This window comes from Streptomyces sp. NPDC001410 (assembly GCF_042895235.1).
GTDB lineage: Bacteria > Actinomycetota > Actinomycetes > Streptomycetales > Streptomycetaceae > Streptomyces.
Window position 1 is genome coordinate 48053 of the sequence record NZ_JBIAWE010000022.1, and the last position, 23823, is coordinate 71875.

At 72.2% G+C, this 23823-nt stretch carries 20 protein-coding genes and 2 pseudogenes; 14 read left to right on the forward strand and 8 right to left on the reverse strand.

Annotated elements, in window-relative coordinates; translation table 11 throughout:
- Positions 1-75: 75 nt before the first annotated feature.
- Both ACFY3C_RS37510 and ACFY3C_RS37515 read right to left on the reverse strand, forming a co-directional pair.
- On the reverse strand, positions 76-516 hold the full coding sequence (locus tag ACFY3C_RS37510) for a MarR family winged helix-turn-helix transcriptional regulator (RefSeq protein WP_390774015.1): 441 nt from the start codon (positions 514-516) through the stop codon (positions 76-78).
- A 61-nt stretch (positions 517-577) separates the two neighbouring features.
- Positions 578-937 carry a DUF6204 family protein gene (locus ACFY3C_RS37515; RefSeq protein WP_390774016.1) on the reverse strand — a complete coding sequence of 120 codons (360 nt, stop codon included), beginning with the start codon at positions 935-937 and terminating at the stop codon, positions 578-580.
- An 85-nt stretch (positions 938-1022) separates the two neighbouring features.
- Here ACFY3C_RS37515 and ACFY3C_RS37520 point away from each other — a divergent pair, with 85 nt between their 5' ends.
- Positions 1023-1772 carry a PP2C family protein-serine/threonine phosphatase gene (locus ACFY3C_RS37520; RefSeq protein ID WP_386580963.1) on the forward strand — a complete coding sequence of 250 codons (750 nt, stop codon included), beginning with the start codon at positions 1023-1025 and terminating at the stop codon, positions 1770-1772.
- 180 nt (positions 1773-1952) lie between these two features.
- Here the strand turns inward: ACFY3C_RS37520 and ACFY3C_RS37525 are convergent.
- Positions 1953-2105 (reverse strand): annotated as a pseudogene (locus ACFY3C_RS37525) (CHAT domain-containing protein); the annotation flags it as partial.
- Positions 2106-2526: 421 nt separating this feature from the next.
- Here ACFY3C_RS37525 and ACFY3C_RS37530 point away from each other — a divergent pair.
- The 5 genes from ACFY3C_RS37530 to ACFY3C_RS37550 all read left to right on the forward strand — a co-directional run bounded on the left by ACFY3C_RS37530 (position 2527) and on the right by ACFY3C_RS37550 (position 9440).
- Positions 2527-3069 (forward strand): hypothetical protein, encoded by a 543-nt coding sequence (locus tag ACFY3C_RS37530; RefSeq protein ID WP_386580959.1) that lies wholly within the window; start codon positions 2527-2529, stop codon positions 3067-3069.
- Positions 3070-3169: 100 nt separating this feature from the next.
- Positions 3170-6868 (forward strand): CHAT domain-containing protein, encoded by a 3699-nt coding sequence (locus ACFY3C_RS37535; RefSeq protein ID WP_390774017.1) that lies wholly within the window; start codon positions 3170-3172, stop codon positions 6866-6868.
- The gene (locus tag ACFY3C_RS37540) at positions 6865-7566 is read left to right on the forward strand and encodes a hypothetical protein (protein ID WP_390774018.1); all 702 of its coding nucleotides are present in this window, start codon (positions 6865-6867) and stop codon (positions 7564-7566) included. The genes ACFY3C_RS37535 and ACFY3C_RS37540 overlap by 4 nt, the downstream gene beginning before the upstream one ends.
- Positions 7566-8237 (forward strand): RES family NAD+ phosphorylase, encoded by a 672-nt coding sequence (locus tag ACFY3C_RS37545; protein WP_390774019.1) that lies wholly within the window; start codon positions 7566-7568, stop codon positions 8235-8237. Before ACFY3C_RS37540 ends, ACFY3C_RS37545 begins: the two co-directional genes overlap by 1 nt.
- Before the next feature lie 57 nt (positions 8238-8294).
- Positions 8295-9440, forward strand: a complete 1146-nt coding sequence (locus ACFY3C_RS37550) for a hypothetical protein (RefSeq protein WP_386580953.1) — start codon at positions 8295-8297, stop codon at positions 9438-9440.
- A gap of 1739 nt (positions 9441-11179) precedes the next feature.
- On the opposite strand, the gene ACFY3C_RS37555 is transcribed toward ACFY3C_RS37550, so the two are convergent.
- The 3 genes from ACFY3C_RS37555 to ACFY3C_RS37565 all read right to left on the reverse strand — a co-directional run bounded on the left by ACFY3C_RS37555 (position 11180) and on the right by ACFY3C_RS37565 (position 14122).
- Positions 11180-12178: an IPT/TIG domain-containing protein gene (locus ACFY3C_RS37555; protein ID WP_390774020.1), complete on the reverse strand. Its 999-nt coding sequence runs from the start codon at positions 12176-12178 to the stop codon at positions 11180-11182.
- 154 nt (positions 12179-12332) lie between these two features.
- Positions 12333-13121, reverse strand: coding sequence for an IPT/TIG domain-containing protein (locus ACFY3C_RS37560; RefSeq protein WP_390774021.1), 789 nt, complete (start codon positions 13119-13121; stop codon positions 12333-12335).
- Positions 13122-13471: 350 nt separating this feature from the next.
- Positions 13472-14122: a TetR/AcrR family transcriptional regulator gene (locus ACFY3C_RS37565; protein ID WP_390774022.1), complete on the reverse strand. Its 651-nt coding sequence runs from the start codon at positions 14120-14122 to the stop codon at positions 13472-13474.
- Between the two features lie 139 nt (positions 14123-14261).
- Here ACFY3C_RS37565 and ACFY3C_RS37570 point away from each other — a divergent pair, with 139 nt between their 5' ends.
- The 5 genes and pseudogenes from ACFY3C_RS37570 to ACFY3C_RS37590 all read left to right on the forward strand — a co-directional run bounded on the left by ACFY3C_RS37570 (position 14262) and on the right by ACFY3C_RS37590 (position 19942).
- The gene (locus ACFY3C_RS37570) at positions 14262-15389 is read left to right on the forward strand and encodes a VOC family protein (RefSeq protein ID WP_390774090.1); all 1128 of its coding nucleotides are present in this window, start codon (positions 14262-14264) and stop codon (positions 15387-15389) included.
- On the forward strand, positions 15386-16327 hold the full coding sequence (locus tag ACFY3C_RS37575) for a fumarylacetoacetate hydrolase family protein (protein ID WP_390774023.1): 942 nt from the start codon (positions 15386-15388) through the stop codon (positions 16325-16327). Before ACFY3C_RS37570 ends, ACFY3C_RS37575 begins: the two co-directional genes overlap by 4 nt.
- Complete coding sequence (locus tag ACFY3C_RS37580; protein WP_390774024.1) at positions 16324-18186, forward strand: acyl-CoA synthetase; 1863 nt, start codon at positions 16324-16326, stop codon at positions 18184-18186. Before ACFY3C_RS37575 ends, ACFY3C_RS37580 begins: the two co-directional genes overlap by 4 nt.
- Positions 18183-18425, forward strand: a pseudogene (locus ACFY3C_RS37585) (FAD-dependent monooxygenase); the annotation flags it as partial. The gene ACFY3C_RS37580 and the pseudogene ACFY3C_RS37585, both read left to right, overlap by 4 nt.
- Before the next feature lie 221 nt (positions 18426-18646).
- Positions 18647-19942: an FAD-dependent monooxygenase gene (locus ACFY3C_RS37590; protein WP_390774025.1), complete on the forward strand. Its 1296-nt coding sequence runs from the start codon at positions 18647-18649 to the stop codon at positions 19940-19942.
- Positions 19943-19975: 33 nt separating this feature from the next.
- On the opposite strand, the gene ACFY3C_RS37595 is transcribed toward ACFY3C_RS37590, so the two are convergent.
- A complete protein-coding gene (locus ACFY3C_RS37595) occupies positions 19976-20644 on the reverse strand; it encodes a protein-L-isoaspartate O-methyltransferase (protein ID WP_390774026.1) in 669 nt (222 codons plus the stop codon).
- 83 nt (positions 20645-20727) lie between these two features.
- On the opposite strand from ACFY3C_RS37595, the gene miaB reads away from it, so the two are divergent.
- From miaB to ACFY3C_RS37610, 3 genes are read left to right on the forward strand one after another with little or no spacing between them, the layout of a single operon-like run.
- Complete coding sequence (gene miaB / locus ACFY3C_RS37600) at positions 20728-22254, forward strand: tRNA (N6-isopentenyl adenosine(37)-C2)-methylthiotransferase MiaB (RefSeq protein ID WP_386580939.1); 1527 nt, start codon at positions 20728-20730, stop codon at positions 22252-22254.
- A gap of 35 nt (positions 22255-22289) precedes the next feature.
- Positions 22290-22580: a hypothetical protein gene (locus tag ACFY3C_RS37605; RefSeq protein WP_386580938.1), complete on the forward strand. Its 291-nt coding sequence runs from the start codon at positions 22290-22292 to the stop codon at positions 22578-22580.
- 10 nt (positions 22581-22590) lie between these two features.
- Positions 22591-23304, forward strand: a complete 714-nt coding sequence (locus ACFY3C_RS37610; protein WP_386580936.1) for a class III extradiol dioxygenase subunit B-like domain-containing protein — start codon at positions 22591-22593, stop codon at positions 23302-23304.
- A 221-nt stretch (positions 23305-23525) separates the two neighbouring features.
- Here the strand turns inward: ACFY3C_RS37610 and ACFY3C_RS37615 are convergent, their stop codons facing one another.
- A complete protein-coding gene (locus ACFY3C_RS37615) occupies positions 23526-23798 on the reverse strand; it encodes an antitoxin (protein ID WP_386575935.1) in 273 nt (90 codons plus the stop codon).
- Between the last annotated feature and the right edge of the window lie 25 nt (positions 23799-23823).

The window sequence follows — 23823 nt, forward strand, 5'->3', positions numbered from 1 at the left end:
GCGGGTCCCGGTCGGGGAGCGGATCCCGGTCATGGGGGCGGGGTCCGTCGACCCGCCCCCCTGACCGGGCGGAGGTCAGCCCGTGAGCCCCCTGCCGCCGAGCCGGGTCAGCAGGCCGGAGAGCAGGGCGATGTCCTGCTCGCTCCAGGCGGGACCGGAGAAGATCTCGGCGGCCGTCTCCTCGGCCGTGGCCAGCATCTCCTTCAGGCGCTCCCGGCCGGTCCCGGTCAGTGACGCGTAGGCCACGCGCGCGTCACGGGCGTCCGACTCGCGGGTCACCAGCCCGATCCGCTCCAGGGGGGCCAGCCCGCGGGTCACCCCGGAGGCGGTCAGCCCCAGCGCCTCGGCCAGATCGACCCGGCGCATCCGGCCACCGGGCGCCTGTCCCAGCCGCAGCAGCAGCGTGAAGTCGGCCAGGCTCACCCCGTGCAGCCCGCCGAGCCGGGCGTCGAAGCGCCGCACGAGCGCCGTCTGTGCCCGCACCAGCCGCAGCGCGGCGTCCAGGGCGTCACTCATCACTCACCGGCACTCCGCTCGCCGCCCTCCTGTTGATTGCCATCTCCTTGACTACTCAAGTTTATGCGCCGCTGGAACGCGCGGCGCGCCGCTGCCGCTTCCCCAAGGGCGCCTGGGAGAGGTCCTCCGCGCTGGACCGGAGGTTCTTGAAGCCGTAGCCGCGCTCGGTCAGCCATGCCTTCGCCGCTTCCTCGGCCCGCTCGGTCGCCTCCAGGACGTCCTCCTCTTCCTCCCCGGTGTCCGAGAAGTGGAAGACGAAGGCGGGCCGGGCGGCGATGTCGTAACTGAGGTGCCCCTCGGGCGTGTAGGCGGCGTGCAGCACGTCGTGCCGGGCGGCGTCGGCGAGCAGTTCGGCCCGCTGGGCCTCGCTGAGCCCGTCGAAGGCGCCGCGGACGGTGATACGGAAGGTTCGGGTACTCATTGCGCGACCTTAGGCACAGCGGGCGGCACGCCTCCACCGGGTTTCCGGCACGAAACTAGACTTGGAGGGAAGGCGGTGGCGTTCCATGCCGTACGTGACTGTGACCGGGCTGAGCCATCCCGGGCTGCTCCGCGAGCGGAACGAGGACAGTCTCGTGGTAGGCCCGTGGACCCTGTGCGCCACCGTGACCGAGAGCCCGCAGACCCTGTTCTTCCCGCTCGGGACACCCCTGGTCGTCGCCGTCGCGGACGGACTCGGCGGGCATCCCGGCGGTGACGTGGCCAGCGCGCTGGTCGTGCGCCGGATCGCGTCGATCGGCCCCGGCCTGAGCAGCGAGGACGCCGTCCGCGACGCCCTGAGCGCCTGCAACCGCGCGGTGTACCTGGCCGCCGGCGGCGACGAGGCGAGCGAGCTGGCCGCCATGGGGACGACGGTCGCCGGCATCGTCCTGCAGCCCGGCTCCCTCATGGTGTTCAACGTGGGCGACAGCCGGGTCCTCGCCGCCTCCGACGACGGGCTGCGGCAGCTGAGCGTCGACGACAGTCCACCGCTCGAACCCGGGCAGCGCACCACCTCCCTCGTCACCCAGTGCCTGGGCGGCAGCCCCGGCTACCGCCCCATCCGCCCCCACGTGGCGGCCGCGCCCCTGACGCCCGGCGACCGCTACCTCGTCTGCACCGACGGCCTGACCGATCCGGTGCCGCCGGAGGTCGTGGACGACGTCATGCGGGAGCGCGAGGACAACCGGGCGGCCTTCGAGCTGTGGAAGGCCGCCATCGCGGCGGGCGGCCCCGACAACATCACGCTGGCGGTCGCGCGCGTCGTGGACGAGTAGCCCAGTCCCGGCCCGGGCCGGGATGACCCTGGTGGATGAAGCCGGCCCACGCCGCGGGGTGGTCCAGCCGCGGCCCCTTGGCCAATTCGTCGCGAAGGCTGCCGCCGAGCGACCTCGGGGGCGGCGGTCGGGGTCGAGCATCCAGTTCTGGGCGCACCACAGGGCGTCGACCGGGCTGTGGCCCTCGGACAGGTAGTGGTGGAAGACGGCCATCATCAGGGCCGAGGCGGAGTCCTCGGTGGCCCACCGCGACCCCACCACATCGCGCGCGCCGCCCGCCAGGAAGGCGGTCGTCAGCGTGAGCGCCTCGTCGTGGTCCCGGTTGCAAACCATGGCGAGCAGGGGTCGGTCATGGTCCAAGAGATCACACAGTGCGCTGAGTTCGGCGACCGGGCCGTCGAACTCGGCGGAAGACACCGACCCGGATCCCACCCGGCTGATCAGCTCGGCGACCCGCTCGGTCACATCGGTCACCCAGGCCCGCAGTCCCTGAACGCCGCCGCTCTCCTCGTCGCTCACCGTTCCCCCCGTCCACTCACCTCGTCCCGTGGCCCATGAATACCCCGAGGCGGCTCCTCCTCCGCCGTCTTCGCCGCGACTCCCTCACGACAACGGGAATGTGCCCGGCAGGCGCCCGGATCGATCATGTGGTCGGCGGCCGGGCGAACACCGGGCGACGTCCGGGCCGGGTGTTCACGGCGCCCGGGTTCCGCTGCTTCGCTGGGGCCGGGACGGAACGACGGACGGAGGAGGCGTGGACGTCGGGGGAGCGACCGCGCTCGTGGTCGCGGTCGTCGGAGTCGTCGGGACGCTGCTGTCCGCGCTGCTGACCCAGCGCGCGGCCGACCGCAGCCGCCGACGCGAGCAGGAGCACGCCGAGGAACTGCAGGAGCGGCGCAGGCAGGCCCAGGAGCTGCGGTCGTGCTACGTGGCGCTGAACACCTCAGCCCGGCACTATCTGGCCGCGCTCACCGACCAGTTGCACGCGCTGGGCCGCACCGAGGACGCGAGAGCCGTACGACAGCGGCTCACCGAAGCCCGTGACCAGTACCGGGACGTGTACGCAGAGGCGCAGCTACGGGTGCCGGAGCGCGTGCTCGACCTCGCGGGCGACTTCAGCCGGGACCTGGGCACGGTCTACGGCATGGTCCGGCGCCTGGACGAGGGCGCCCCGCGTGCGGGGGACTCGCCGGCCGCCGTACAGCAGGGCATCGACGCGCTGTGGGGCGGGCTGCGGCGGACACGGCGGGCGATGAGGGTCGAACTGGGCGCCTCCTGGGTGGATTTCGGGCGATGAGCACCCGAAGGGCTGGATCTTGTCGCCACCGGTCCGCTGGATCGGCACAGTGGCGTTCGGGCCAGGGGCTGTCGAGGACCCGGAAAGGCAGGACATACCGGTGAGCGACGAGGAGAGCGGCGGCGTACGGGGGCTGCGGGCGTGGGCCGCGGACGCCGCAGAGCGGGTCAAGCGGCTGGTCCCCGCCATGGGGGACGGTGCGGTGGTGCCGCTGCGGGCCTACGACGCGTCCGTCGCCGAACTCGACCAGCTGGAAAGGCTGCTGGACCATGATCCCGGCCTGCGCAGCGCGGTGAGCGTATGGCTGGCGGGTGCGCTGGCCTTCCGGCGGATCGTCGGGGGAGGCTGTCCCGGGGACCGGGAACGCGGGGAGAGGCTACTGCGGGACGTGCGGGATCCCGCGACGGCGCTGGGAGCGACGGCGACCGAGGAGGACCGGCGGTGGGCGGCGTTGTTCCTGCCGCCGCTCCTTACGCCGTTACAGCCACAGCAGGGCGGGTTCGGCGGGGCGCCCGACTACTCCGCCTTGGTCGACTGGGCCTCCCGGACGGGACCCGCCGGGATGATGAGCCTCGCGGCGGAGCTCAAGGCGCTGACCGAGGAGGCGTTGGAGCTGCCGCTGCCGCCGGAGTTCCACCAGCACGTGCGGCGGATGCACGGGCTCTTCACGTCTCCCCCGCAGCAGGCGCTCTCCGACTTGATCACGAGCATGATGCCCGACGGGGGTCCCTACGCGGATCACATGCGGCAGACCATGGAGCGCATGTTCGGCATGGCCGGGCCTCCCACGAGCGGGCAGCCGACGGCCGCGTGGCCCGCCGGCACCCCGGCCCCGGAACAGCCGGCGGATCCTGGGCCGTCCGCCGCGTCCGCCGCGTCCGAGTCGTCCGTGGCCGCGGAGCCTTCTGCGGTTCGCGGGCCGTCGGGGGTTCCCGGTCCGTCTGTGGTCCCGGAGCGGTCCGCGGGCTCGGGCTCGCCTGTGGCTCCAGAGCCTTCTGCGGTTCGCGGGCCGTGGGGGGTTCCCGGTCCGTCTGTGGCCCCAGGGCCGTCCGCGGGCTCGGATTCGCCTGTGGCCCCGGAGCCGCCCGCCGACTCGGGCTCGCCTGTGGCCTCAGAGCCTTCTGCGGACTTCGACTCGTCCGCGACCCCCACCCCCGCACCCGCCTCTCCCTCGGAGTCGAAACCCACGCTCACGCTCGACGACCTCCGTCGGATCGCCGGCGCCCTGGACGCCGTCGCCGCCACGCGCGGCCTCGACGACGCGCTGGCGAGTGACGATCCCGCCGGGGCGCTCAACGCGATGCTCCGCCGGCTGCGCTCCGCACAGGACATGCCGCCCCCCGGGCCGGACCCGAGTTCCGCCCTGGATGGCCTGAGGGCCCTGCTGCTCAGCATCAGCCCCGGTGCCGGCGGCACGCTGAAGGACATGTCGGCCGGCCGGGTCAACATCGAGAAGGCTGTCGGGCATTTGGCGAAGCTCGCCGGATCGCTGCCTCCCGGCGTGGGGGATCCCGCGGTCCTGGGCCGCGGGCTCGGGCTGTACATCCGGATCATGGCTGCCGGAGAGACGGAGGACCTCCAGGCGCTGCGCGATCTCGTGGACGAGGCCGAAGCACTCGATAGAGAAGTCCCCGAAGACCAGCCGTTCCGTCTCGTGGTCTCCTCGGCCCTGGGCGCGGCCTACGCCAGGCTCGGCGCCGTCACCCGGGACAGGGAGCTGCTCCTGCGTGCCCTGCCGTACATCGAGAAGGGGATCTCCGGTGTCCGCGAGAGCGATCTGCCCTTCGCCGGCGAGATCCCCCTGCCGAAGATCCAGGGCCTCGATCTGCTACGGGCCGCCCTCGGCGACGGTGACCTGTCGGCGGTGGCGGATCACGTTCTTCCGCCTCCGCACGCCTCCACGGACGAGCGGTACTCCTCCGCGCTCTCCCTGCGCCTGCGTTACGCCCTCACCCGCGACCCCGCGGTCCTGGACACGCTGATCGACGAGCTGGAGCAGGTCCGTGCGGGCGTCCGGGAGGGGAGGGCGCCGAGGGTCGCCGCCGAATCGCTGTGGTCTTTGGCCGAGGCCTATCGCGAGCGCGGTGTCCGCAACGAGGACGTGCAGGACATCGCCGCCCTGGAGGCCGCCAAGGAGGCGCTGACCGCGCTCGCCGCCGACGTCCTCCTCCAGGACGGTGCGGAACACGGACTGCTGGCGGCCCGCGCCGGAGCGAGCAGGGGTGTGCGCGCGGCCCTGTGGGCGGCCTCGCAGGGCCGGCTGCACGAGGCGGTGGCCGCGCTGGAACTGGGCCGGGCCCTGGTGCTGCACGCGGCGTCGACCTCGTCGGCCGTGCCCGAACTCCTGGACGCGGGCGGGCACCACGCGCTGGCCGAGGCGTGGCGGGCGGCCGGCACGGCCGAGGGCCTGGATGCCGACGACGGCGTCCCCGGCGAACTGCCGAGCACGCTGCGCCGCCAGGCCCTCGAAGCCCTCGGCTACCGGCGGGAGGGCGGCCTGCTGAGTACGCCCACGCTGAGCGAACTCGCGGACGGGATCGAGGAGAGCGGCGCCGACGCGCTCGTCTATCTGGTTCCCGGCGAGGGCGAGAACCCCGGCGTGGTGCTCGCGGTGAGTCCGCGGCTCGGCGCCGCGGTGGGGGTACGGCAGCTGCTGTCCGGCGCCGGGAGCGGCCCGTTGGAGCGCTACCTCGACGCCACCGCCGTACGCGACGCCGACCCGAACTCCCCGTCCGCCGAAGACGCCTGGGAGGAAGCCCTCACCGCGCTCTGCGACTGGGCCTTCGAAGTGCTCCGCCCTCTCCTCGCCGAGGTGGAGGAGCGGCTCGCCGCGGAGGGCGAGCGGGGCGAGGGGCCGCTCAGGCTCGTCCTGGTGCCCTGCGGGCGACTCGGCATCGTCCCCTGGCACGCCGCGCGCCTCCCGGAGGAGGCGACCCACACCCACCTCTGCCAGACCACCGTGATCAGCTACGCGGCGTCCGGCAGCCAGTTCCTGCGGACGCTGAGGCGCGCGCCGCGCCAACCGGCGGCGGCCCCCGTCCTGCTGGCCGACCCGAACCTGGACCTGACCCATGCCGAGGTCGAGGTCATGGCCCTGCGTGACGCCTTCTACGGGCGGGCCCGGATGTGCGGCGGGATCTTCGAACTGGCCGACGACGAGCTGACCCCCGGCACGCCCGACGACGTCCTCGCCTTCCTCGCCGACGGGACCTCGCTGCTCCACGTGGCTTCGCACGGATCGGCGGGCACGCGTCCCACGGTCTCGGCGCTGCATCTGGCCGCGCCCGAGGACACCGCGGAGACGTCGGCGGACGAAGCGGGCCCGGGCCGGCTGACGGTGACCCGGCTCCTCGACCGGCCGGACCAACAGGCCGCCCATGAAGGACCGTTGGTCGTCCTCAGTGCCTGCCAGACCGATCTGAGCACCCGCGACCACGACGAGGCGCTGACCCTCACCACGGCGTTCGTCGCGGGCGGCGCGCGGGATGTCGTCGGATCACGGTGGACGACCCAGGACAGCGCGTCGGCGCTGCTGATGGCGGTGTTCCATCATCACCTGACCGTCGAGGGGCTCAGTCCCGTCGACGCGCTCAGGGCGGCACAGCTGTGGATGCTCGACCCGCACCGCACGAACCCGGGCTCGCTCGGCGGCGAGCTGCTGCGGCAGCTCGAACGCCCCGACCTCGGCCGGATCGCGCTCTGGGCCGCCTTCATCCACCAGGGGCATCCGGGCCCGGGAGCGACGGGACCCGGAAGCCGTGGAGAAACAGAAGCAGGTACCGAAGGGGGGAACGCATGAACGACGGCGGTACGAGCGACGGCCCCGGCGGCTCGACGGAGCGGCTGCTCGTCCTGATCGGCGAGCACCGGGACACCATCCGCGAGGCGCTCGACGACGAGCAGTACGCGCTGCTGCTGGCCCGGCTGGAGGCCCTCGCGGCCACGGACGCGGCCGACGACAGGGCGGTGCGCAGGGCGTCCCAGGGGGTTCGTCTGGCCCTGCTGCCCCTGCCGCTGGACCATCACGTGCGCAGGGCGCTGGACTCCGTACGACTCGTCGCGGCGCCCCCCGGGCCGAGGACCGTGGTGGGCGCGCGCGAGCTGATGGCTCTGCTGACAACCCTGTCGACCGCCCCCGAACCGGCGTACGGCACGGCGTCCGAAGAGGACCGGATGCTGCTCGGGGCGCCGGCCCTCTCGGCCGAGGAGGCGCGGGTCCGCTGCGGCGGCGCGCCACCCCCCGAGCTGATCAGACTGACGGATCCCCGGGACGGCGACCGCTATCCGGAGTTCCAGTTCGGCGAGGGCGGCGGCACCCCGCGCGAGGTCGTCCTCCGGGTCAACCGGCTGCTCCTCGCCGACATCGACCCCTGGGGCGCCGCGGCCTGGTGGCTGGGCGGCAACACCTGGCTGGGCGGGACACCCGCGTCGCTGCTCGGCCGGCTGCCGGACCACCGGCTGGTCGGCGCTGCCACCGTGCTGGTGGAGGGGGACTGATGAGCGACTTCTTCCCCATGATCGAGTTGGAGTTGCGCCCCAACCGTCTGGTGATCCCGGCCGGCACCGAGCTGTGGCGGGTGCACCAGTCCAAGTACGCGCCGGACCAGTTCAGCCCGAAGCTCGCGGACATCCACTTCGGCGGGGGCCGCTTCGAGGGCACGGTGCTGGATCCGTACCACTGCCTGTACCTGGCGGACACCCGGCTCACCGCCCTCGCGGAGAGCGTGCTGCGCTCCCGGCCCTTCGAACTGCCGGCCGGCATGCGGCGGATCCCCTACGGCGCCGTCTGGCGGCGGTCGCTGAGCGGCCTGCGCACCCGGTGCGCGCTGAACCTGGTCTCCCTGGTCGACGGGCAGGATCTGGCCGCCGTCTGCCAGGACTCCACGCTCCTGGAGGACGAGAGCAACTACGCGGTCGCGCGGCGCTGGTCGAGCGAGATCCGGGCGCAGGCACCCGATGCGATGGGGCTGGTCTGGGAGTCCCGGCGCAACCGGGCCCAGCGCGCCCTGGTGCTCTTCCACGACCGCTTCGAGCACTGCGACGGCGGGCCGCTGGAGGTGCTGCAGGACGGCGGCATCCCGGACCTCGGCTCCCAGGAGGGCATGAAGAAGGCCAACGAGATCCTCGAACCGCTGCGGGCGGTCATCTCGGAGCCGGTGTGGCAGTGATGCGGGGACAGCCCGTCCTGCTTGTCGGTGGCCGAGACGTGATGCCATCGTGGGCGCATGGCATCGTCCCTCCCTGACCATGCGTCACTTCTCCGTGAACTCAAGGAGGTCAGGCGCGCCGGACTGGTGAGGCTGCGCGGGCGCGCGCTGCCCGGCCTGGAGTCGGCGGCGCAGGCGGTGCCCGCGACCGGCGCCCGGACTCCCGGCGCGGCCGTCGAGACGCTGCTGCGGCTCGCCGTGTCGCGCCTGGACGCCGGGACCCTGCGCACCGCCGCCGAGTACACCCTGGGGCTGGCCCAGGGCACCCGGGACTGGCCCGCGTCCTCCCGCCGGGCCCGCGCGGCCTCGGTGTACGGGGTGAGCGTCGAGCGGTTCCGCAAGGACCACGAGGTGATGGTCCTCGGGCAGATCGCCGAGCATGTGCTGCGGCTGGCGGCGGAGACGGCCGTGGCGCCCGGAGCCGCCGCCGTGGCCGTGGAGGGTGTCGGCACGCACCGGACCGTGCGGGTCATGGTCGACGAGCGGCTGGTGACGCTCAGCCTCCATGTGCACCCGGTGGACCTGCTGCGCGACGTGGACGTGGTCGTCTCCCCGTCCAACGTCCACTTCGCGCTGCCCGAGCCGTACAAGTCGTCGGTCGCCGCCTCGCTGCGCCGGGCGGCCTCGGTGCGCGGCGTCACCGGTGACGTCCTGGACGACCCGGTCCACGACGAGCTGAACAAGTGGGCGTGCCGGAACGGCACTTCGGGGCGCGCCGTGCTGCCCGGCACCGTGGCCGCCACCGGTACGGGGGCCCTGGCCGCACAGGGCGTACGACGGATCTACCACGCGGCCGTCGCCGTTCCCCGGGCCGGGACCAACGACTACGACGTGCTGCCGTCCGACATCACCAGGGCAGCCTCCCGCGCGCTCGCGCTCCTGGCGGAGGAACGCGACCGCTTCGACCCGCCGCTGCGCTCGGTGTGCTTCCCGCTGCTCGGTTCCGGCCGCGGCGGACTGACGTACGACGTCAGCCTGGCCGCCGTATGGGCTGCCGTGGAGGCGGAGTTGGCCCGTGGGGCCGGGTGGGACGTCCACTTCCTGGTGCGTACGCCCGAGGCGGCGGCGCTCGTGGAGCGCATACCCGCCGGGATCCGACCACCGCACGACCCACGGCCGCCCGGCCGCCCCGATGGAATGGGAGAAGACCCCCGCTCCGCATGAGTGGTGCGGGGGTGGGGCGAGCGGGTGTGAGGGGGGAACCCGCTCGCCCGAAATTCCGCTGTGGAAGGCTGCCCTTGACGCCGTGTGGCATGGCCCTTGTCGGTCAGAAAGGTGACATTCAGTTATATTCGTGTCATATCAAGATTTTTAGCGCTATCTACGTTTGCCTCTTCACGTCTCCCTTGATCGCACACGCGTGACGGAAGGTGTGATGGCTTGTGATGCGAAGGATTGCTGTTTCATCGCTTGTGCTGGGAGCGGTGAGTCTTGGTCTGGCGTGTGAGTTGTCGGGGCCCGTAGCCGCAGCTCAGGAATCAACGGGCGCCGCACTGTCAGGAAGTACATCCGCGAAAGTACAGCGGAACGTGTCCCCGGCCGGGGTTCGCGGGATTGTCAGGGCGAGGAACGGCTTGAGTGTCCGTGCCCAACCGACGAGCCGCTCTGCCGAGTTGGGCCATTACTCAAGGGACGCCCGGATCAGCATTTGGTGCCAGGCGCGAGGCGAGAGCGTCGGCGGCGATACGACGTGGTACAGGCTTGCGAACCGGTCGGGTTGGGTGGCTGCCCGCTACGTCCGAGTCTCGGATGCCGTACCGGTGTGCGGTGAGCCGGGTCCCCAAGGTTCGCCAGGACCCCCGGGCCCCCAGGGCGACACCGGGGCCACCGGGGCGGCCGGACCCGCCGGCCCTCAAGGTGAAGCCGGGCCTGCGGGACCTGCTGGTCCCCAGGGCGAGACCGGGGCCACAGGACCCGCCGGTTCTGCGGGTGAAACCGGGGCAACTGGGCCGGCAGGTCCTGTTGGTCCTCAGGGGGAGACGGGGGCCGCCGGGCCTACTGGTGAGACCGGCGCCACCGGATCGGCTGGACCGACCGGTCCTCAGGGCGAGTCCGGACCCGCTGGGCCCGCTGGTGAGACCGGGGCGACCGGGCCTGCTGGACCTGTTGGTCCTCAGGGTGACATCGGGTCTGCCGGGCCTGCTGGTCCTCAAGGTGATGCCGGGCCTGTCGGGTCTGCTGGTCCTCAGGGCGAGACCGGACCCGCTGGACCCGCTGGTGAGACCGGGGCGACCGGGCCTGCTGGGCCTGCTGGTCCTCAGGGCAACACGGGGTCTGTTGGGTCTGCTGGTCCTCAGGGGGAGACAGGGGCGACTGGGCCGGCTGGTCCGGCTGGTCCTCAGGGTGACACCGGGTCTGCTGGTCCTGCTGGTCCTCAGGGGGAGACGGGGGCCGCCGGGCCTATTGGTGAGACCGGCGCCACCGGGCCGGCTGGTCCGGCTGGTCCTCAGGGTGACACCGGGTCTGCTGGTCCTGCTGGTCCTCAGGGGGAGACGGGGGCCGCCGGGGCTACTGGTGAGACCGGCGCCACCGGGCCGGCTGGTCCGGCTGGTCCTCAGGGTGACACCGGACCCGCCGGTGACACCGGGGCCACCGGACCCGCCGGTCCTCAAGGCCCCTCCGGCACCGCCGTCGTCACTCCCGTATTCGGAGATCCGACGACGCTCGGACCGGGGGTGACCACGGCTGTGGACGCCGTCTGTCCCGTCGGGCAGAAGGCGGTTTCCGGCGGTTGGGTGGGAGGTGACGAGGTCATCCCCGTTCGCAGTTTTCGGAGTACGAGCCCGGGCTCGGACCCCGACGGCAGTTGGACCGTCAGTTTCCACAACATCTCGACCACCCAGTCGTACTCCGTCCAAACCGTTGTCTATTGCGTGCCGTCGTGAGTCCAGGGGGCGTACAACTCAGGTGACGTACTGGTACGGGATGCCCGAAGTGGTGCCCGCCGGGGTGCGCACGACAACCGTCACCGTGCCCGGTGTTCCTCCGGCGGCCACGGCGACGACCTTCGTGTCGGAGATGGCCGTGAAAGGCACCGGAACGCCCCCGAACAGCACTTCGTCGGTGTAGGTCAGGCCGCTGCCGGTGAGGGTGACGGTGGTCCCGCCCAGGGCGGGGCCCGACGCGGGGGTGAGGCTGCTGACGACCGGAGCCGGGAGATAGGTGTAGTACGCGGTGCCCGGTCCGGGGGCGCTGGTGCCGCCCGGTGTGGTGGCCGTGACGGTCACGGTGCCCGATCCGCTGGGGGCGTTCGCGGTGATCACACTGTCGGAGCCGACCACGATGCCGGTGGCCGGACTGGTTCCGAATCGGACGGCGCTGGTGAGTGCCAGGTTCGTCCCGGTGATGGTGACGGTGTTTCCGCCGGAGAGCGGGCCCCGTTGGGGGTCGAGCTGGCTGATGGTCGGGGCCGGGACGTAGAAGTAGGGCAGTGGATTGCTGACGCCGCCCACCGTGGTCACAGTGACGTCGGCGGGGGCGGGCGGCGCCGCCGGTGCGACCACGGTGACCTGGGTGGAGGTGTTGCCGGTGATGACAGCGGGGCGCGTGTCGAAGCGCACGGCGGTGGCCGACGACAGACTGGTACCGGTCAGGGTGACCGTGTTCCCTCCGGCGGTCGGTCCCTGATTGGGTGTCAGGGACGTGAGCGCTGGGACCGCGACGTAGGTGAACGGGACACCGTTGCTCGTGCCCGACGTCGCGGTGACCGTGACGTCGACCGTCCCGGAGCCAGGCGGTGAGGTGGCGATGATCTGGGTGGTACTGATCACGGTGAACGAGGCCGAGACGGTGCCGAACCGCACCGCGGTGACCCCGGTGAAGCCGCCGCCGTTGACCGTCACCGAGGTCCCACCCGCGGCCCGTCCCTGGTTGGGATTGAGACTGGTCACTACCGGGGCCATGGCCTGCTCCTTCCTGCGCTTGCTCGCGTGCCGCACCCCGGACGGCGCGTGCCGGCCGGGGCACAGCGGGTTCACGCTCGGCGCTCGCCGGGCCGTGCCCGGCCGACCGCGGAGGCGGTGCTGACGGCCCTTCGGCCCTGGGCGGGCCCGCGGATCAGGCGGTGACGGTGAACACGTCGCCGGCGACGATCGCGGTCTGGCCGCCCGGAGTGGTGGCCTGGACGTCGTACGTGCCCGTGGCGAGCCCCGAGGGGATGGTGGCGACCAGGCTGGTGGCGGAGAAACTCGCGAAGTCGGCCTCGACCGCGGTGCCTCCGCCGGTGGGTGTGAACGTCACGCTGCTGACGTCCACGAGATTGGTGCCGGTGACGGTGGTGCTGGAGCCGACCGCTCCCGAGGTGGGGGACAGCGAGGTGACGGTCGGGACGTCGTAGTAGGTGTACTGGGTGGGGGCGCCGAGCGGGATGCTGGTGCCTCCGGCGGTGGTGCAGGTGACGTTCACCGTGTCGGTGGGGGCGGTGAACGCGCCGTGCGCCGGGCAGGTGATGGTGAGCTCGCTGTCGGAGACGACGGTGAGCGCGGTGCCGGCGCCCGCGGAGCCGAAGGTCACCCCGGTCGCGGTGAGCAGGCCGCTGCCCAGGACACTGATCGAAGTGGCGGTCGCCGGGCCGGTGTTGGCGCTGAGGGCCGTGGGCTCCGGAGGGTTGATGTAGTAGAACGCCAGGGAGTTGCTCGTCGTCGTTCCCGCGGTGACGCTCACGGAGATCTGGCCACCGCACAGCACGGGGATGACGACGGTGACGGTGGTGGAGGACACGGTGGCGGGAGTGACGCTCTTCGTTCCGAAGTTCACCTTGGTCGTGCCCGACAGCCCCGTGCCGGTGAGAGTGAGGGTGATCCCGTTGTGGCTCTGGGTGGGTGTCAGTGAGGTGAGAGTTGGCATGGCGAGGCCTCCTTGCGCTCGTTGTGCTGCCCTTCGCAGGCGAGTTGTGCGGCCGACCGTGAGTGGAGTGCGCGTGCGGCGCGACCGGCCGGCGGCAGGCGGGTGAGGGGGCACGAAGCCTGAGATGTCTCACGGGGAACAGCCGGGCGGTCTTTCTCACCTGATGCCATTCAAGCGAGAGGGACACGGGCATAGGCAGAGCGCATATGGGGGCATCAGTTGCTTACGTGATTGTCACATTGACGTCGTATTCAGCCCTTTGTGCGCTGGGCGTGCACTACATGCCTATTTCTTACGACAGTTGACCTCGGTCGCACGCGGGAGGTCTCGCCCAAGGCAGGGGGACGGCCTCACCGCGCCAGTGTGTCGGCCACCTCCAGGTCCGGCAGGTCGAGCGAGCAGATCCGCTCGGCCTCGTCGGCGGGGAGGCCGAACTGGCGCAGGAGGCCACGGACGACCAGGTCCGCGGACGTCGCGTCGTCGCGGTCGGGCTGCGCGTGCAGCAGCGCGCCCAGTGCCAGCGCGGCGCCCGCCGTCACCGCCAGCGCGAGGTCCAGGTCCTCCACCTCGAAGCGGCCCGCGTCCACGGCGGCACGGATGTCGTGGAACGCGCGGGGCGCCAACCCGCGGTCGGACTGGGCCAGTTCGAGTCCGTGGTGCAGCAGGATCCGGCTCAGCTCCGGATGCCGGCGGTGCAGCCGGCCGGTCATGCGGAAGCTCTGGGCGAACGCGACCGCGGGGTCGTCGACGTCCGCGGTGAGGCGGTCCATCACCGAGCCCCACCACTCCAGCGCCTCCTCGACCGCGACCCGGAAGAGGTCCTCCTTGCTGTCGAAGTGGTTGTAGAACGATCCGACCCCGATGTCGGCGAGTTCGGTGATCTCGAGGATGGGGACGTCGGTCCGTCTCTCGGCCAGCAACCGTTGTGCCGCGCACACCAGTGCGGTGCGCGTCCGTGCCTTGCGCCGGTCGACGCGCCGCTGTGCGGTCTTCTCGGCCATCGCATCCTCCCCGTCCCGCCCGTACTGGCTTCACCCGCACTCTAGTCGCCGTTCCTTGTTTCTTGAATATTTCTTCAGTTCTATTGACTGACGTCAGCTTCGAAAGTGAAGCTTTCTTCAGGAGGTGGTGACCGTGGCTGTGCACGGGACGCACAACGACCTGCACTCCGAGCAGGGCGCACTCCCCGGAGAGCATCCGGGCCGGGCCGCGAACCCGGTGATCAAGGTCCACGACATCGCGTGGCTGGAGTTCCTCAAGCCCGACCTGGCCCGCGCCGAGGCCTTCGCCCAGGCGTTCGGCTTCGTCACGTCGTACCGCGACACCCGCGAGCTGCACCTGCGGGGAACGCAGGCGGGAGCGCCGTGCGTGATCATCCGCAGGGGCCGCAGATCGCGGTTCCTCGGTCCGGCCTTCCAGGCCGCCGACACCCGTGACCTGTTGCGACTGGCCGACACCGTCGGCACCCGGGTGCACCCGCTGCCCCAGACCCTCGGCGGGTCCGTCGTCGACCTGGCCGATCCGGGCGGGCTGCGGGTCCGCGTCGTCGCCGACCCGGACGAGCTGCCCGCCCTGCCGGGACAGCGGCCGCAGCGGCTCAACGTCGGCGGCGGGCTCGACCGGGTCAACGGCACCCAGCGACCGCCCCGGGAGCCGGCCGGTGTACGGCGCCTGGGACACGTGGTCCTGCAGAGCACCACCTACCTGCGCACCCTGAACTGGTACCTGGAGCACCTGGGCCTGATCGTCAGCGACTTCCTCTTCTACGAGGGGCAGCGCGAGCGCGGCCCGACCATGAGCTTCATCCGCTGCGACCGCGGCCGGACGCCGACCGACCACCACACCCTGGCCCTGACGCTCGGGCCCTCCAACCGGTATGTGCACTCGGCGTACGAGGTGACCGACCTCGACGCGCTCGCCGCCGGCGGTGAGCACCTGCTCGACGAGGGCTACCGCCGCTCCTGGGGCATCGGCCGGCACATCCTCGGCAGCCAGGTCTTCGACTACTGGCGCGACCCCGACGGCTTTCTGGTCGAGCACTTCGCCGACAGCGACATGTTCGACGCCGGCCTGGAGCCCGGCTGGGCCCCCATGACGGCCTCGGGCCTCGCGCAGTGGGGCCCGCCGGCCACCAAGGACTTCCTGGGCATGGCCCCCGGCCGCGATGCGCTGGCCGAGCTGCGCTCGATCCTCACCGCCCTCCGATCCGACGACAACGAGTTCGACTTCGAACGCCTGCGTGGCCTGTTGAAAGTGGCAACCTCATGAGCATCTCCGTCCTCCGTACGGCCGAGGGGTGGTGGGTCGCGCTCGACGAACACCGCGCCGTCCGGGTCGAGACCACCGCGACCACGACCGCCGAACTGCTCGCCGACCTCCCCGCGGTCCACGCGGCCCGCACAGCGACGGACGAACCCCGCACCATCGCCGACCTCCCGCTGGTCTCCCCGGTCACCGCGCCGTGCCGGGTGGTCGCGCAGATGACCAACTTCGTCTCCCACGTGCGCGACTCCGGGATGGACCCGGCCACCGTCCCGCTGACCTTCTTCCGCAAGACGTCCGGCTCGATCAGCGGCCCGTACGACGAGATCGTCAAACCCGGCCACGTCCGCTTCCTCGACTACGAGATCGAGTTGGGCCTGGTCGTCGGACGTCCCCTCCCCGTCGGCTCGCGTGTGACGGAGGCCAACTGGAAGGACCACGTCGCCGGGCTGGTCATCACCAATGACGTCTCCGCACGCGACGTACAGCTCCCCAAGACCCAGTTCTACGAGGCGAAGTCCTACCCGACCTTCACCCCGGTCGGCCCCGCACTGGTGCTCCTCGACGCCGACGAGCTGGACCGCCTCGCCGACCTCAGGCTGCTCCTCAAGGTCAACGGCGAGATACGCCAGAACAGCGACCTCACCGACATGATCTACACCCCGCTGCAGGCCCTGCGGGAACTCTCCCGCTTCCAGGCCCTCGCCCCCGGCGACCTGGTCCTCACCGGCACCCCCGGCGGCACGGCCCTCAAGGCCCCGCCCAAGGCCGTGGCGCTGATCGCCTCGCTCCTGCCGCCGGCCGTGAAGTGGAAGACGTTCTTCAACTCCCAGCAGAAGAACGAGAAGTACCTCCACGACGGTGACGTCCTCGAACTGTCCATCCGCACCCCCGACGGCGCCGTCGACCTCGGCACACAGCAGAACAAGGTGAGGTGCGCGTGACCACCGACCCGCGTGCGGGGTGGCCGCGCTACGACCACCCCGACGACCTGGCCGTCATCGAGGCCACTCCGCTGGCCGAGCGCGGGCTGCCCGCCACCTCGTACGAGCTGCTGCGGCGCGCGGCCGAGCAGTGGCCCGAGCGGACCGCGCTCACCGTCCTCCCCGACGCCGCGTCCTGGCGCTCGCCCAGGTCCCGCACCTACGCGGAGCTGCTCGCCGACGTGCACAGGACGGCCAACGCCCTCCACCGGCTCGGCGTCCGCCGCCACGACACCGTCGCCCTGCTCTCGCCGAACTGCGACGAACTCATCACCGCACTCCTGGCCGCCCAGCTCGCCGGCATCGTGACGCCCGTCAACCCGGCGCTCGCCCGCGAGCATGTCACCGAGCTGGTCCGCCGGGCCGGCGCCCGCGTGATCATCACCGCCTCACCGGAGCTGGACCCCGAGGCGTACCGGACCAGCGCCGAGCTGGCCGAGCAGGGCCTGGTGGACCATGTGCTGGTGCTACGGCCCACCGGTGCCGCGGATGACAGCGCAGCCGTGGCCGACTGCCCGGACGACCGCTTCCTCGGCGAGCCGCCCACCGGCACCGACCTGGCCTCCTTCTTCCACACCGGCGGCACCACCGGAGCGCCGAAACTCGCGGCCCACACGCACGCGAACGAGATCACCGATGCCTGGATGATCGCCGCCAACTCCGTACTGGACCAGGACTCGGTCGTCTTCGCCGCGCTGCCCCTCTTCCACGTCAACGCGCTGGTCGTGACCCTGCTCGCGCCGCTGCTGCGCGGCCAGCAGGTCGTGTGGGCGGGCCCGTTGGGCTACCGGGACCCGGCACTCTACGCGGACTTCTGGCGCATCGTCGAGCACTACAGGATCGCCACGATGAGCGCCGTACCGACCGTGTACGCGGTGCTCGCCGCCTGTCCGGTCGACGGAGCGGACATCGGCTCGATGCGCTGCGCGATGGTCGGCGCGTCCGCGCTGCCCGAGGGCGTGCGCGCCACGTTCGAGAAGGCGACCGGGATTCCGCTGCTCGAAGGGTACGGACTCACCGAGGCGACCTGCGCCAGCGTGCGCGGCTTCCTGGAGATCCGCCGGCCCGGCTCGGTCGGGCAGCGGCTGCCGTACCAGCACATCAGGATCGCCGACGGCGAGCGGGACCTGCCCCCGGGCGCGGTCGGCTCCGTGCTCATCAGCGGCCCCACCGTCTTCCCCGGCTATGTCGAGGGTCGCGACGCCGACGGTCACCGGATCAGCGGCCAGGGCAAGGTGGCCGACGGCTGGCTGGACACCGGCGACCTCGGCTACCTCGACGAGGACGGCTTCCTCTACCTCACCGGGCGCGCGAAGGACCTCATCATCCGCGGGGGCCACAACATCGACCCCCGGGTCGTCGAGGACGCGCTGCTCTCGCACCCCGCGGTGACCGGCGCCCAGGCGGTCGGACAGCCGGACCGGCGGGCGGGCGAGGTCCCGGTGGCATACGTGACCCTCGCCGACGGCACGGTCACCGAGGACGACCTCCGCGCCTGGGCCGCGGCGCACGTGAGCGAGGCCGCCGCCGCGCCCAAGGCCGTCCGCGTCCTCGACGCGCTCCCGGTCACCGCGGTCGGCAAGCCGTCCAAGCTCCCGCTGCGCGCCGACGCCACCCGCCGCGTGCTGACCGAAGTCCTCGGCGACGTCGACGACGTGGAGGAGATCCGCGCCTACGCCGACTCCGGGGCGGTGACGGTCACCGTGACCCTGCGCGCCCGGGCGACGGCGGCCACGACGGCCGAAGTGGCGCGCAGGGTGGCCGACTTCGCCGTGCCCTGCCGAGTGACATCGTCGTACGAGAAGAGGGCCATGGGATGAGCGAGCCGACACCCCCGGCACCGGGAGCCGCGACGGCGGAGACCGTGCCCGTGCTGGTGGTGGGCGCGGGGCCGGTCGGCCTGACGCTGGCCATGGAGCTGGAGCACCAAGGCGTCCGGGCCCTGGTCGTGGAGCGCAACACCTCGACCACCCGGCACCCGAAGACGGACGTCACCAACGGGCGGAGCATGGAGCTGTACCGCCGCCTCGGCGTCGCCGACGAGCTGAGCAAGGTCGCCGTCCCGGCCGATTCACCCCACCAAGGTGACGTGGGCGACCAGCGCGGTCGGCTGGGAGCTGGCCTCGTTCGACTACCCCAGCGTCGACGAGACGCGCGAGACGATCCGCGACCGCAACGACGGCACCCTCCCGCTCGAACCCTGGATGCGGGTGTCCCAGGTGATCCTCGAACCGGCGCTGCGCGACCTCCTGGAGGCCCGGTCCGAGCACGTGAGGGTGCATGCAGTACGGCTGGGCGCTGGAGAGCTTCGAGCAGGACACCGAGGGCGTCACGGCCCGTCTCGTGTCGGCGAACGGCGACGGCCGGCGCACGATCCGCGCGCAGTACCTCATCGGCTGCGACGGCGCCGGCAGCCGCACCCGCAGGCAGCTGGGCATAGACCTGCACGAGATCGACCTGCGCCGGATGCTCGTCAAGGAGCTGGGACTTCCCCGCACGGCGGCGATGCTGGCCCGCGCCTTCCGGGCGACCGGAGAACGCCCCATGGACGGCCGTATCTACCTCGTCCACTTCACCACTTCGGACCGGAAGATCTTCCAGCGCTTCGGCGGCCACGTCTGGCACCTCCAGTCCCCGGAGGGCTGGACGCTGATCTCCCAGAACGACGGCGACACCTTCACCCTCCACGCCCCGCTGGGCGCCGGCACCGACGCCGACCGCGTCGATCCGCGCGCGTTCGTCCACGAGCGCGTCGGCCGCAGGTTCGAGATGGACGTCCTGGTCGCCAACGCCTGGACCCCACGCCTGACCGTCGCCGACTCCTACGGCCGCCGCGGCCGGGTCTGGCTCGCCGGGGACGCCGTGCACCAGGTGCCTCCCACCGGCGGCTACGGCATGAACACCGGCGTCGGCGACGCCGTCGGACTCGGCTGGGCCCTCGCGGCGGTCCTGCGGGGCTGGGGCACCCCCGGCCTGCTGCGCGCCTACGAGCACGAGCGCCGCGCCGTGGCCCTGCGCAATCGCGGGGCCGCCGCCCGGCACAGCGCCGTCCGGGCAGCGGTGAAGGCCGCCCACCGGACCACCGCCCACAGCGAACGCTGGTCCGGGACACGCGCCCGCCGACGGCTCGGCCGCGAGATCACCGACCTGGGCAACCTGGAGAACGAGGCACTGGGCATCGAACTCGGCTACCGCTACGACACCTCACCCGTCGTCTGCCCCGACCCCGACGGCCGGGCCCCACGCCAGACCATGGACGAGTACACCCCCAGCACCTGGCCGGGCGCCCGGCCACCGAGCCTGCTCCTCCAGGACGGCCGGGCCCTGTTCGACCTCTTCCACCCCGGCTTCACCCTGCTGCGCTTCGCCGACCACGACGTCACCGCGCTCATCGACGCCGCAGCCGAGCGCACCTTGCCTCTCGAAGTCGTCGACGTCCGCGACGCCCACGCCCGGACCCTCTACGAGCGCGACCTCGTCCTCGTCCGCCCCGACCAGCACGTGGCCTGGCGCGGAGACACTCCGCCCGCGGACCCGCTGCACGTCATCGACCGCATCCGGGGCGCCCACCAGTGAGTCGGCAACGACTCCTCGACTCCCTCCACGTCCTCAGCGAAAGTCCGCGTCGTCCGGTGCGAAGCCGTACCGTCCCTGCAGCCGGACGAAGCGCGCCGAGGTCACCATCTGCGGCCGCTCAAGACCCGACGCGGTGCGCTCGAAGCACACCACCTCCTCGTGGCCGCCCGGCCCGATCGGCTGTACGAGGCGGCCACCCTCGCGCACCTGCGCGACCAGCGGCGCGGGCACCTCAGGGAACGCGGCCGACACGAGGACCGCGTCGTACGGAGCCAGGTCCGGCACGCCCGCGCTGCCGTCGCCGACCCGCAGCTCCACGTTCCGTACGCCGTGCCGGGCGAGATTCGCGCGCGCCTGCCGGGCGATGCCGGGCCGCACCTCGACGCTGACCACGTCGGCGGCCAGCCGGGCCAGCAGCGCGGTCTGGAAGCCCAGGCCCGTACCGACCTCGAGGACATGCTCGTTCCCGGCCAGACCGAGGCTCTCGATCATCATGGCGGACAGCGACGGCTGCGTGGTGACCTGGCCCTGCCCGATCGCCACGGGTACGTCCCGGTAGGCGGCGGCCACCTCACCGGCCGGGACGAATCCCGCCCGGGGCGTCGTGCGCACGGCTTCGAGCAGTCGCTCGTCCCTGATCCCGGCGGCTCTGAGGGCTCGCACGAGATCGTCGGGCCCCCTGGGACCGGACACAGAACTCATGGGCGGATCACCACCACCAGGCTAGGCGCCCGCTCCCGGAAACGGCGGGCAAGGGGTTCCCTGGAAGCGCCTACCCTTGACCCATGACCATCAGCAGCGACCGGAGCCCCGCAGTGGACGTAGCAGCACCCAAGACCTACGAAGTCCGTACCTACGGGTGCCAGATGAACGTCCACGATTCCGAGCGATTGTCCGGGCTGCTCGAAGACGCCGGGTACGTGCGCGCCCCCGAGGGGTCGGACGGCGACGCTGACGTCGTGGTCTTCAACACGTGCGCGGTGCGCGAGAACGCCGACAACCGGCTTTACGGCAACCTCGGCCGCCTTGCCTCCAAGAAGGCGAGCCACCCCGGTATGCAGATCGCCGTCGGTGGCTGTCTCGCGCAGAAGGACCGCGACACCATTGTGCAGAAGGCGCCCTGGGTGGACGTCGTCTTCGGCACGCACAACATCGGCAAGCTGCCCGTCCTGCTGGAGCGCGCCCGCGTCCAGGAAGAGGCGCAGGTCGAGATCGCCGAGTCCCTGGAGGCGTTCCCCTCCACGCTGCCGACCCGGCGCGAGAGCGCCTACGCGGCCTGGGTCTCGATCTCCGTCGGGTGCAACAACACCTGCACCTTCTGCATCGTCCCGGCCCTGCGCGGCAAGGAGAAGGACCGCCGCACCGGCGACATCCTCGCCGAGATCGAGGCCCTGGTCGGCGAGGGCGTCTCCGAGATCACGCTGCTCGGCCAGAACGTCAACGCGTACGGCTCCGACATCGGCGACCGCGAGGCCTTCAGCAAGCTGCTGCGCGCCTGCGGGAACATCGAGGGCCTGGAGCGTGTCCGCTTCACCTCCCCGCACCCGCGCGACTTCACCGACGACGTGATCGCCGCCATGGCCGAGACGCCGAACGTGATGCCGCAGCTGCACATGCCGCTGCAGTCCGGCTCGGACACCGTCCTGAAGGCGATGCGCCGCTCCTACCGGCAGGAGCGCTACCTCGGGATCATCGAGAAGGTGCGGGCCGCCATCCCGCACGCCGCGATCACCACCGACATCATCGTGGGCTTCCCGGGGGAGACGGAGGAGGACTTCGAGCAGACCCTCCACGTCGTCCGCGAGGCGCGCTTCACGCAGGCGTTCACCTTCCAGTACTCCAAGCGGCCCGGCACCCCCGCCGCCACCATGGACGACCAGATCCCCAAGGAGGTCGTCCAGGCGCGCTACGAGCGGCTCGTCGCCCTTCAGGAGGAGATCTCCTGGGAGGAGAACAAGAAACAGGTCGGCCGCACCCTGGAGCTGATGGTCGCCGAGGGCGAGGGCCGCAAGGACGGCGCCACGCACCGCCTGTCCGGCCGCGCCCCCGACAACCGCCTGGTCCACTTCACCAAGCCGGAGCAGGACGTCCGCCCCGGCGACGTGGTCACTGTCGAGGTCACGTACGCTGCCCCGCACCACCTCCTGGCCGAGGGCGCCGTCCTCGCCGTGCGCCGCACGCGCGCGGGCGACGCGTGGGAGAAGCGCAACGCCGCTCAGGCCGCCAAGCCGGCGGGTGTGATGCTGGGGCTGCCGACGATCGGGGTGCCGGCGCCGCTGCCGGCCGCCACGAGCGGCTGCGCGCTGGACTGAGCGCACCTGGAACCGAGGGGCAGGGGGGGCGGAACATGGCGCACTGGGTGGTTCTCGCGCAGTTCGGTCACGGGGACGAGTACCGCAGCGATGAGGCGGCGCGCTTCGAGGGCACCCTGGAGGAGGCCCGCGCCCGCCTCTACGAGCTGGCCTGCACCCATCGCCCCCGCCACGGGCTGCGCCAGCAGCGCCGTGCCGTCTACCGGATCGGGGACGGGGACGCCTACTACACGAACATCGAGGGTCTGGTCTCCACGTTCCGCGTGATCTACCGGCTTGCCGAGCTGGTGTGGAGCTCCGACCCGGTGCCACCCCCCTGGCAGTAGGCTCCCGATCATGCTTGTCGCCGCAGCCGTCTGCCCCTGCCCGCCGCTGCTCGTGCCCGAGGTCGCCGCGGGTGCCGCACCCGAACTGGACACCGCGCGCGCGGCGTGCACGGACGCGCTCGGCGTGCTCGCCGCCGCCCGCCCCGACCTGCTGGTGGTCGTCGGGCCCGCCGAGCAGAGCGGGCGCGGTCGGCACCCGCAGGGCGCCCCGGGCTCGTTCCGGGGCTTCGGCGTCGACGTGGACGTACGCCTCGGCCCGGCCACGGACGCCGCACCCGAGCGAGAGCTGCCCCCGTCGCTGGCGGTCGGCGCCTGGCTGCTGGAGCGCACCGGCTGGGCGGACGCCCCGATCGAGGGGCTCGGCGTCGGGGAACCGCTCGCGCCCGAGCGGTGCGTCGAGGCCGGACGGGACATCGCCGCCCGGGCCGGGCGGGTGGCGCTGCTGGTGATGGGCGACGCCAGCGCGTGCCGCACGCTCAAGGCACCGGGATACCTGGACGAGCGGGCGGCGCCCTTCGACGCCGAGGTCGCGCGTGCGCTGGGGGCGGCGGACGTGGCGGCCGTCGAGGCGCTGGACGCCGAACTGGCGTACGAGCTGAAGGCCTCCGGCCGCGCGCCCTGGCAGGTCCTCGCCGGCGCGGCCGAGGGCGCGGGCCTGAGCGGGGCACTCCTCTACGACGACGCCCCGTACGGCGTCGGATATCTGGTCGCCACCTGGTCCTAGGGGCCGTTCGGTGGCAGAGGGGCCCTGGGCGTCGTCCGGCAGCGGAGAAGTCCGAGGGGTCGCCTGGTGGTGCAGGAGTCCGAGGTGTCGTTCGGCGGCGAAGATGCCCTAGGCGTCGCCCGGCGGTGCAGATGTCCCAGGCGTCGTCCCGCCGTGGAGACGAAACGGCGGACGGCCGGGAGCGTTGGTGCTCCGCGGCCGTCCGCCGATCCGCGTGTCGTTCAGGAAGCCGGTGGCGGGCCCTCCGGCCGGGGCGGGGTCGCGGCGTCGCCGGTCTTCGGACCCTCCTTGTGCGCCAGGCGGTCCATCGCCCCCTTCGCCTTGTCCGTACCGGCATGGATCTTGTCGCTGTACTTGCCCTTGGTCCGCTCGTCCACGGCCTTGGCGGCCTTGTCGAGGCTGTCATGCACCTTGCCCCCGTGCTTCTGGGCGAGGTCAGACACCTTGTCCCTGGCCGGGGCGAGCTTGGCCATCACGTTGTCCATCAGACCCATGGTCCACCTTCCCTCACGGGGACAG

Excerpts from the sequence above, each read along its gene's own strand:
- ACFY3C_RS37510 (WP_390774015.1), bottom strand. The coding sequence starts at position 516 with ATGAGTGACGCCCTGGACGCCGCGCTGCGGCTGGTGCGGGCACAGACG.
- ACFY3C_RS37515 (WP_390774016.1), bottom strand. The coding sequence starts at position 937 with ATGAGTACCCGAACCTTCCGTATCACCGTCCGCGGCGCCTTCGACGGG.
- ACFY3C_RS37520 (WP_386580963.1), top strand. The coding sequence starts at position 1,023 with ATGCCGTACGTGACTGTGACCGGGCTGAGCCATCCCGGGCTGCTCCGC.
- ACFY3C_RS37540 (WP_390774018.1), top strand. The coding sequence starts at position 6,865 with ATGAACGACGGCGGTACGAGCGACGGCCCCGGCGGCTCGACGGAGCGG.
- ACFY3C_RS37545 (WP_390774019.1), top strand. The coding sequence starts at position 7,566 with ATGAGCGACTTCTTCCCCATGATCGAGTTGGAGTTGCGCCCCAACCGT.
- ACFY3C_RS37550 (WP_386580953.1), top strand. The coding sequence starts at position 8,295 with ATGGCATCGTCCCTCCCTGACCATGCGTCACTTCTCCGTGAACTCAAG.
- ACFY3C_RS37555 (WP_390774020.1), bottom strand. The coding sequence starts at position 12,178 with ATGGCCCCGGTAGTGACCAGTCTCAATCCCAACCAGGGACGGGCCGCG.
- ACFY3C_RS37560 (WP_390774021.1), bottom strand. The coding sequence starts at position 13,121 with ATGCCAACTCTCACCTCACTGACACCCACCCAGAGCCACAACGGGATC.
- ACFY3C_RS37565 (WP_390774022.1), bottom strand. The coding sequence starts at position 14,122 with ATGGCCGAGAAGACCGCACAGCGGCGCGTCGACCGGCGCAAGGCACGG.
- ACFY3C_RS37575 (WP_390774023.1), top strand. The coding sequence starts at position 15,386 with ATGAGCATCTCCGTCCTCCGTACGGCCGAGGGGTGGTGGGTCGCGCTC.
- ACFY3C_RS37590 (WP_390774025.1), top strand. The coding sequence starts at position 18,647 with ATGCAGTACGGCTGGGCGCTGGAGAGCTTCGAGCAGGACACCGAGGGC.
- ACFY3C_RS37595 (WP_390774026.1), bottom strand. The coding sequence starts at position 20,644 with ATGAGTTCTGTGTCCGGTCCCAGGGGGCCCGACGATCTCGTGCGAGCC.
- miaB (WP_386580939.1), top strand. The coding sequence starts at position 20,728 with ATGACCATCAGCAGCGACCGGAGCCCCGCAGTGGACGTAGCAGCACCC.
- ACFY3C_RS37605 (WP_386580938.1), top strand. The coding sequence starts at position 22,290 with ATGGCGCACTGGGTGGTTCTCGCGCAGTTCGGTCACGGGGACGAGTAC.
- ACFY3C_RS37610 (WP_386580936.1), top strand. The coding sequence starts at position 22,591 with ATGCTTGTCGCCGCAGCCGTCTGCCCCTGCCCGCCGCTGCTCGTGCCC.
- ACFY3C_RS37615 (WP_386575935.1), bottom strand. The coding sequence starts at position 23,798 with ATGGGTCTGATGGACAACGTGATGGCCAAGCTCGCCCCGGCCAGGGAC.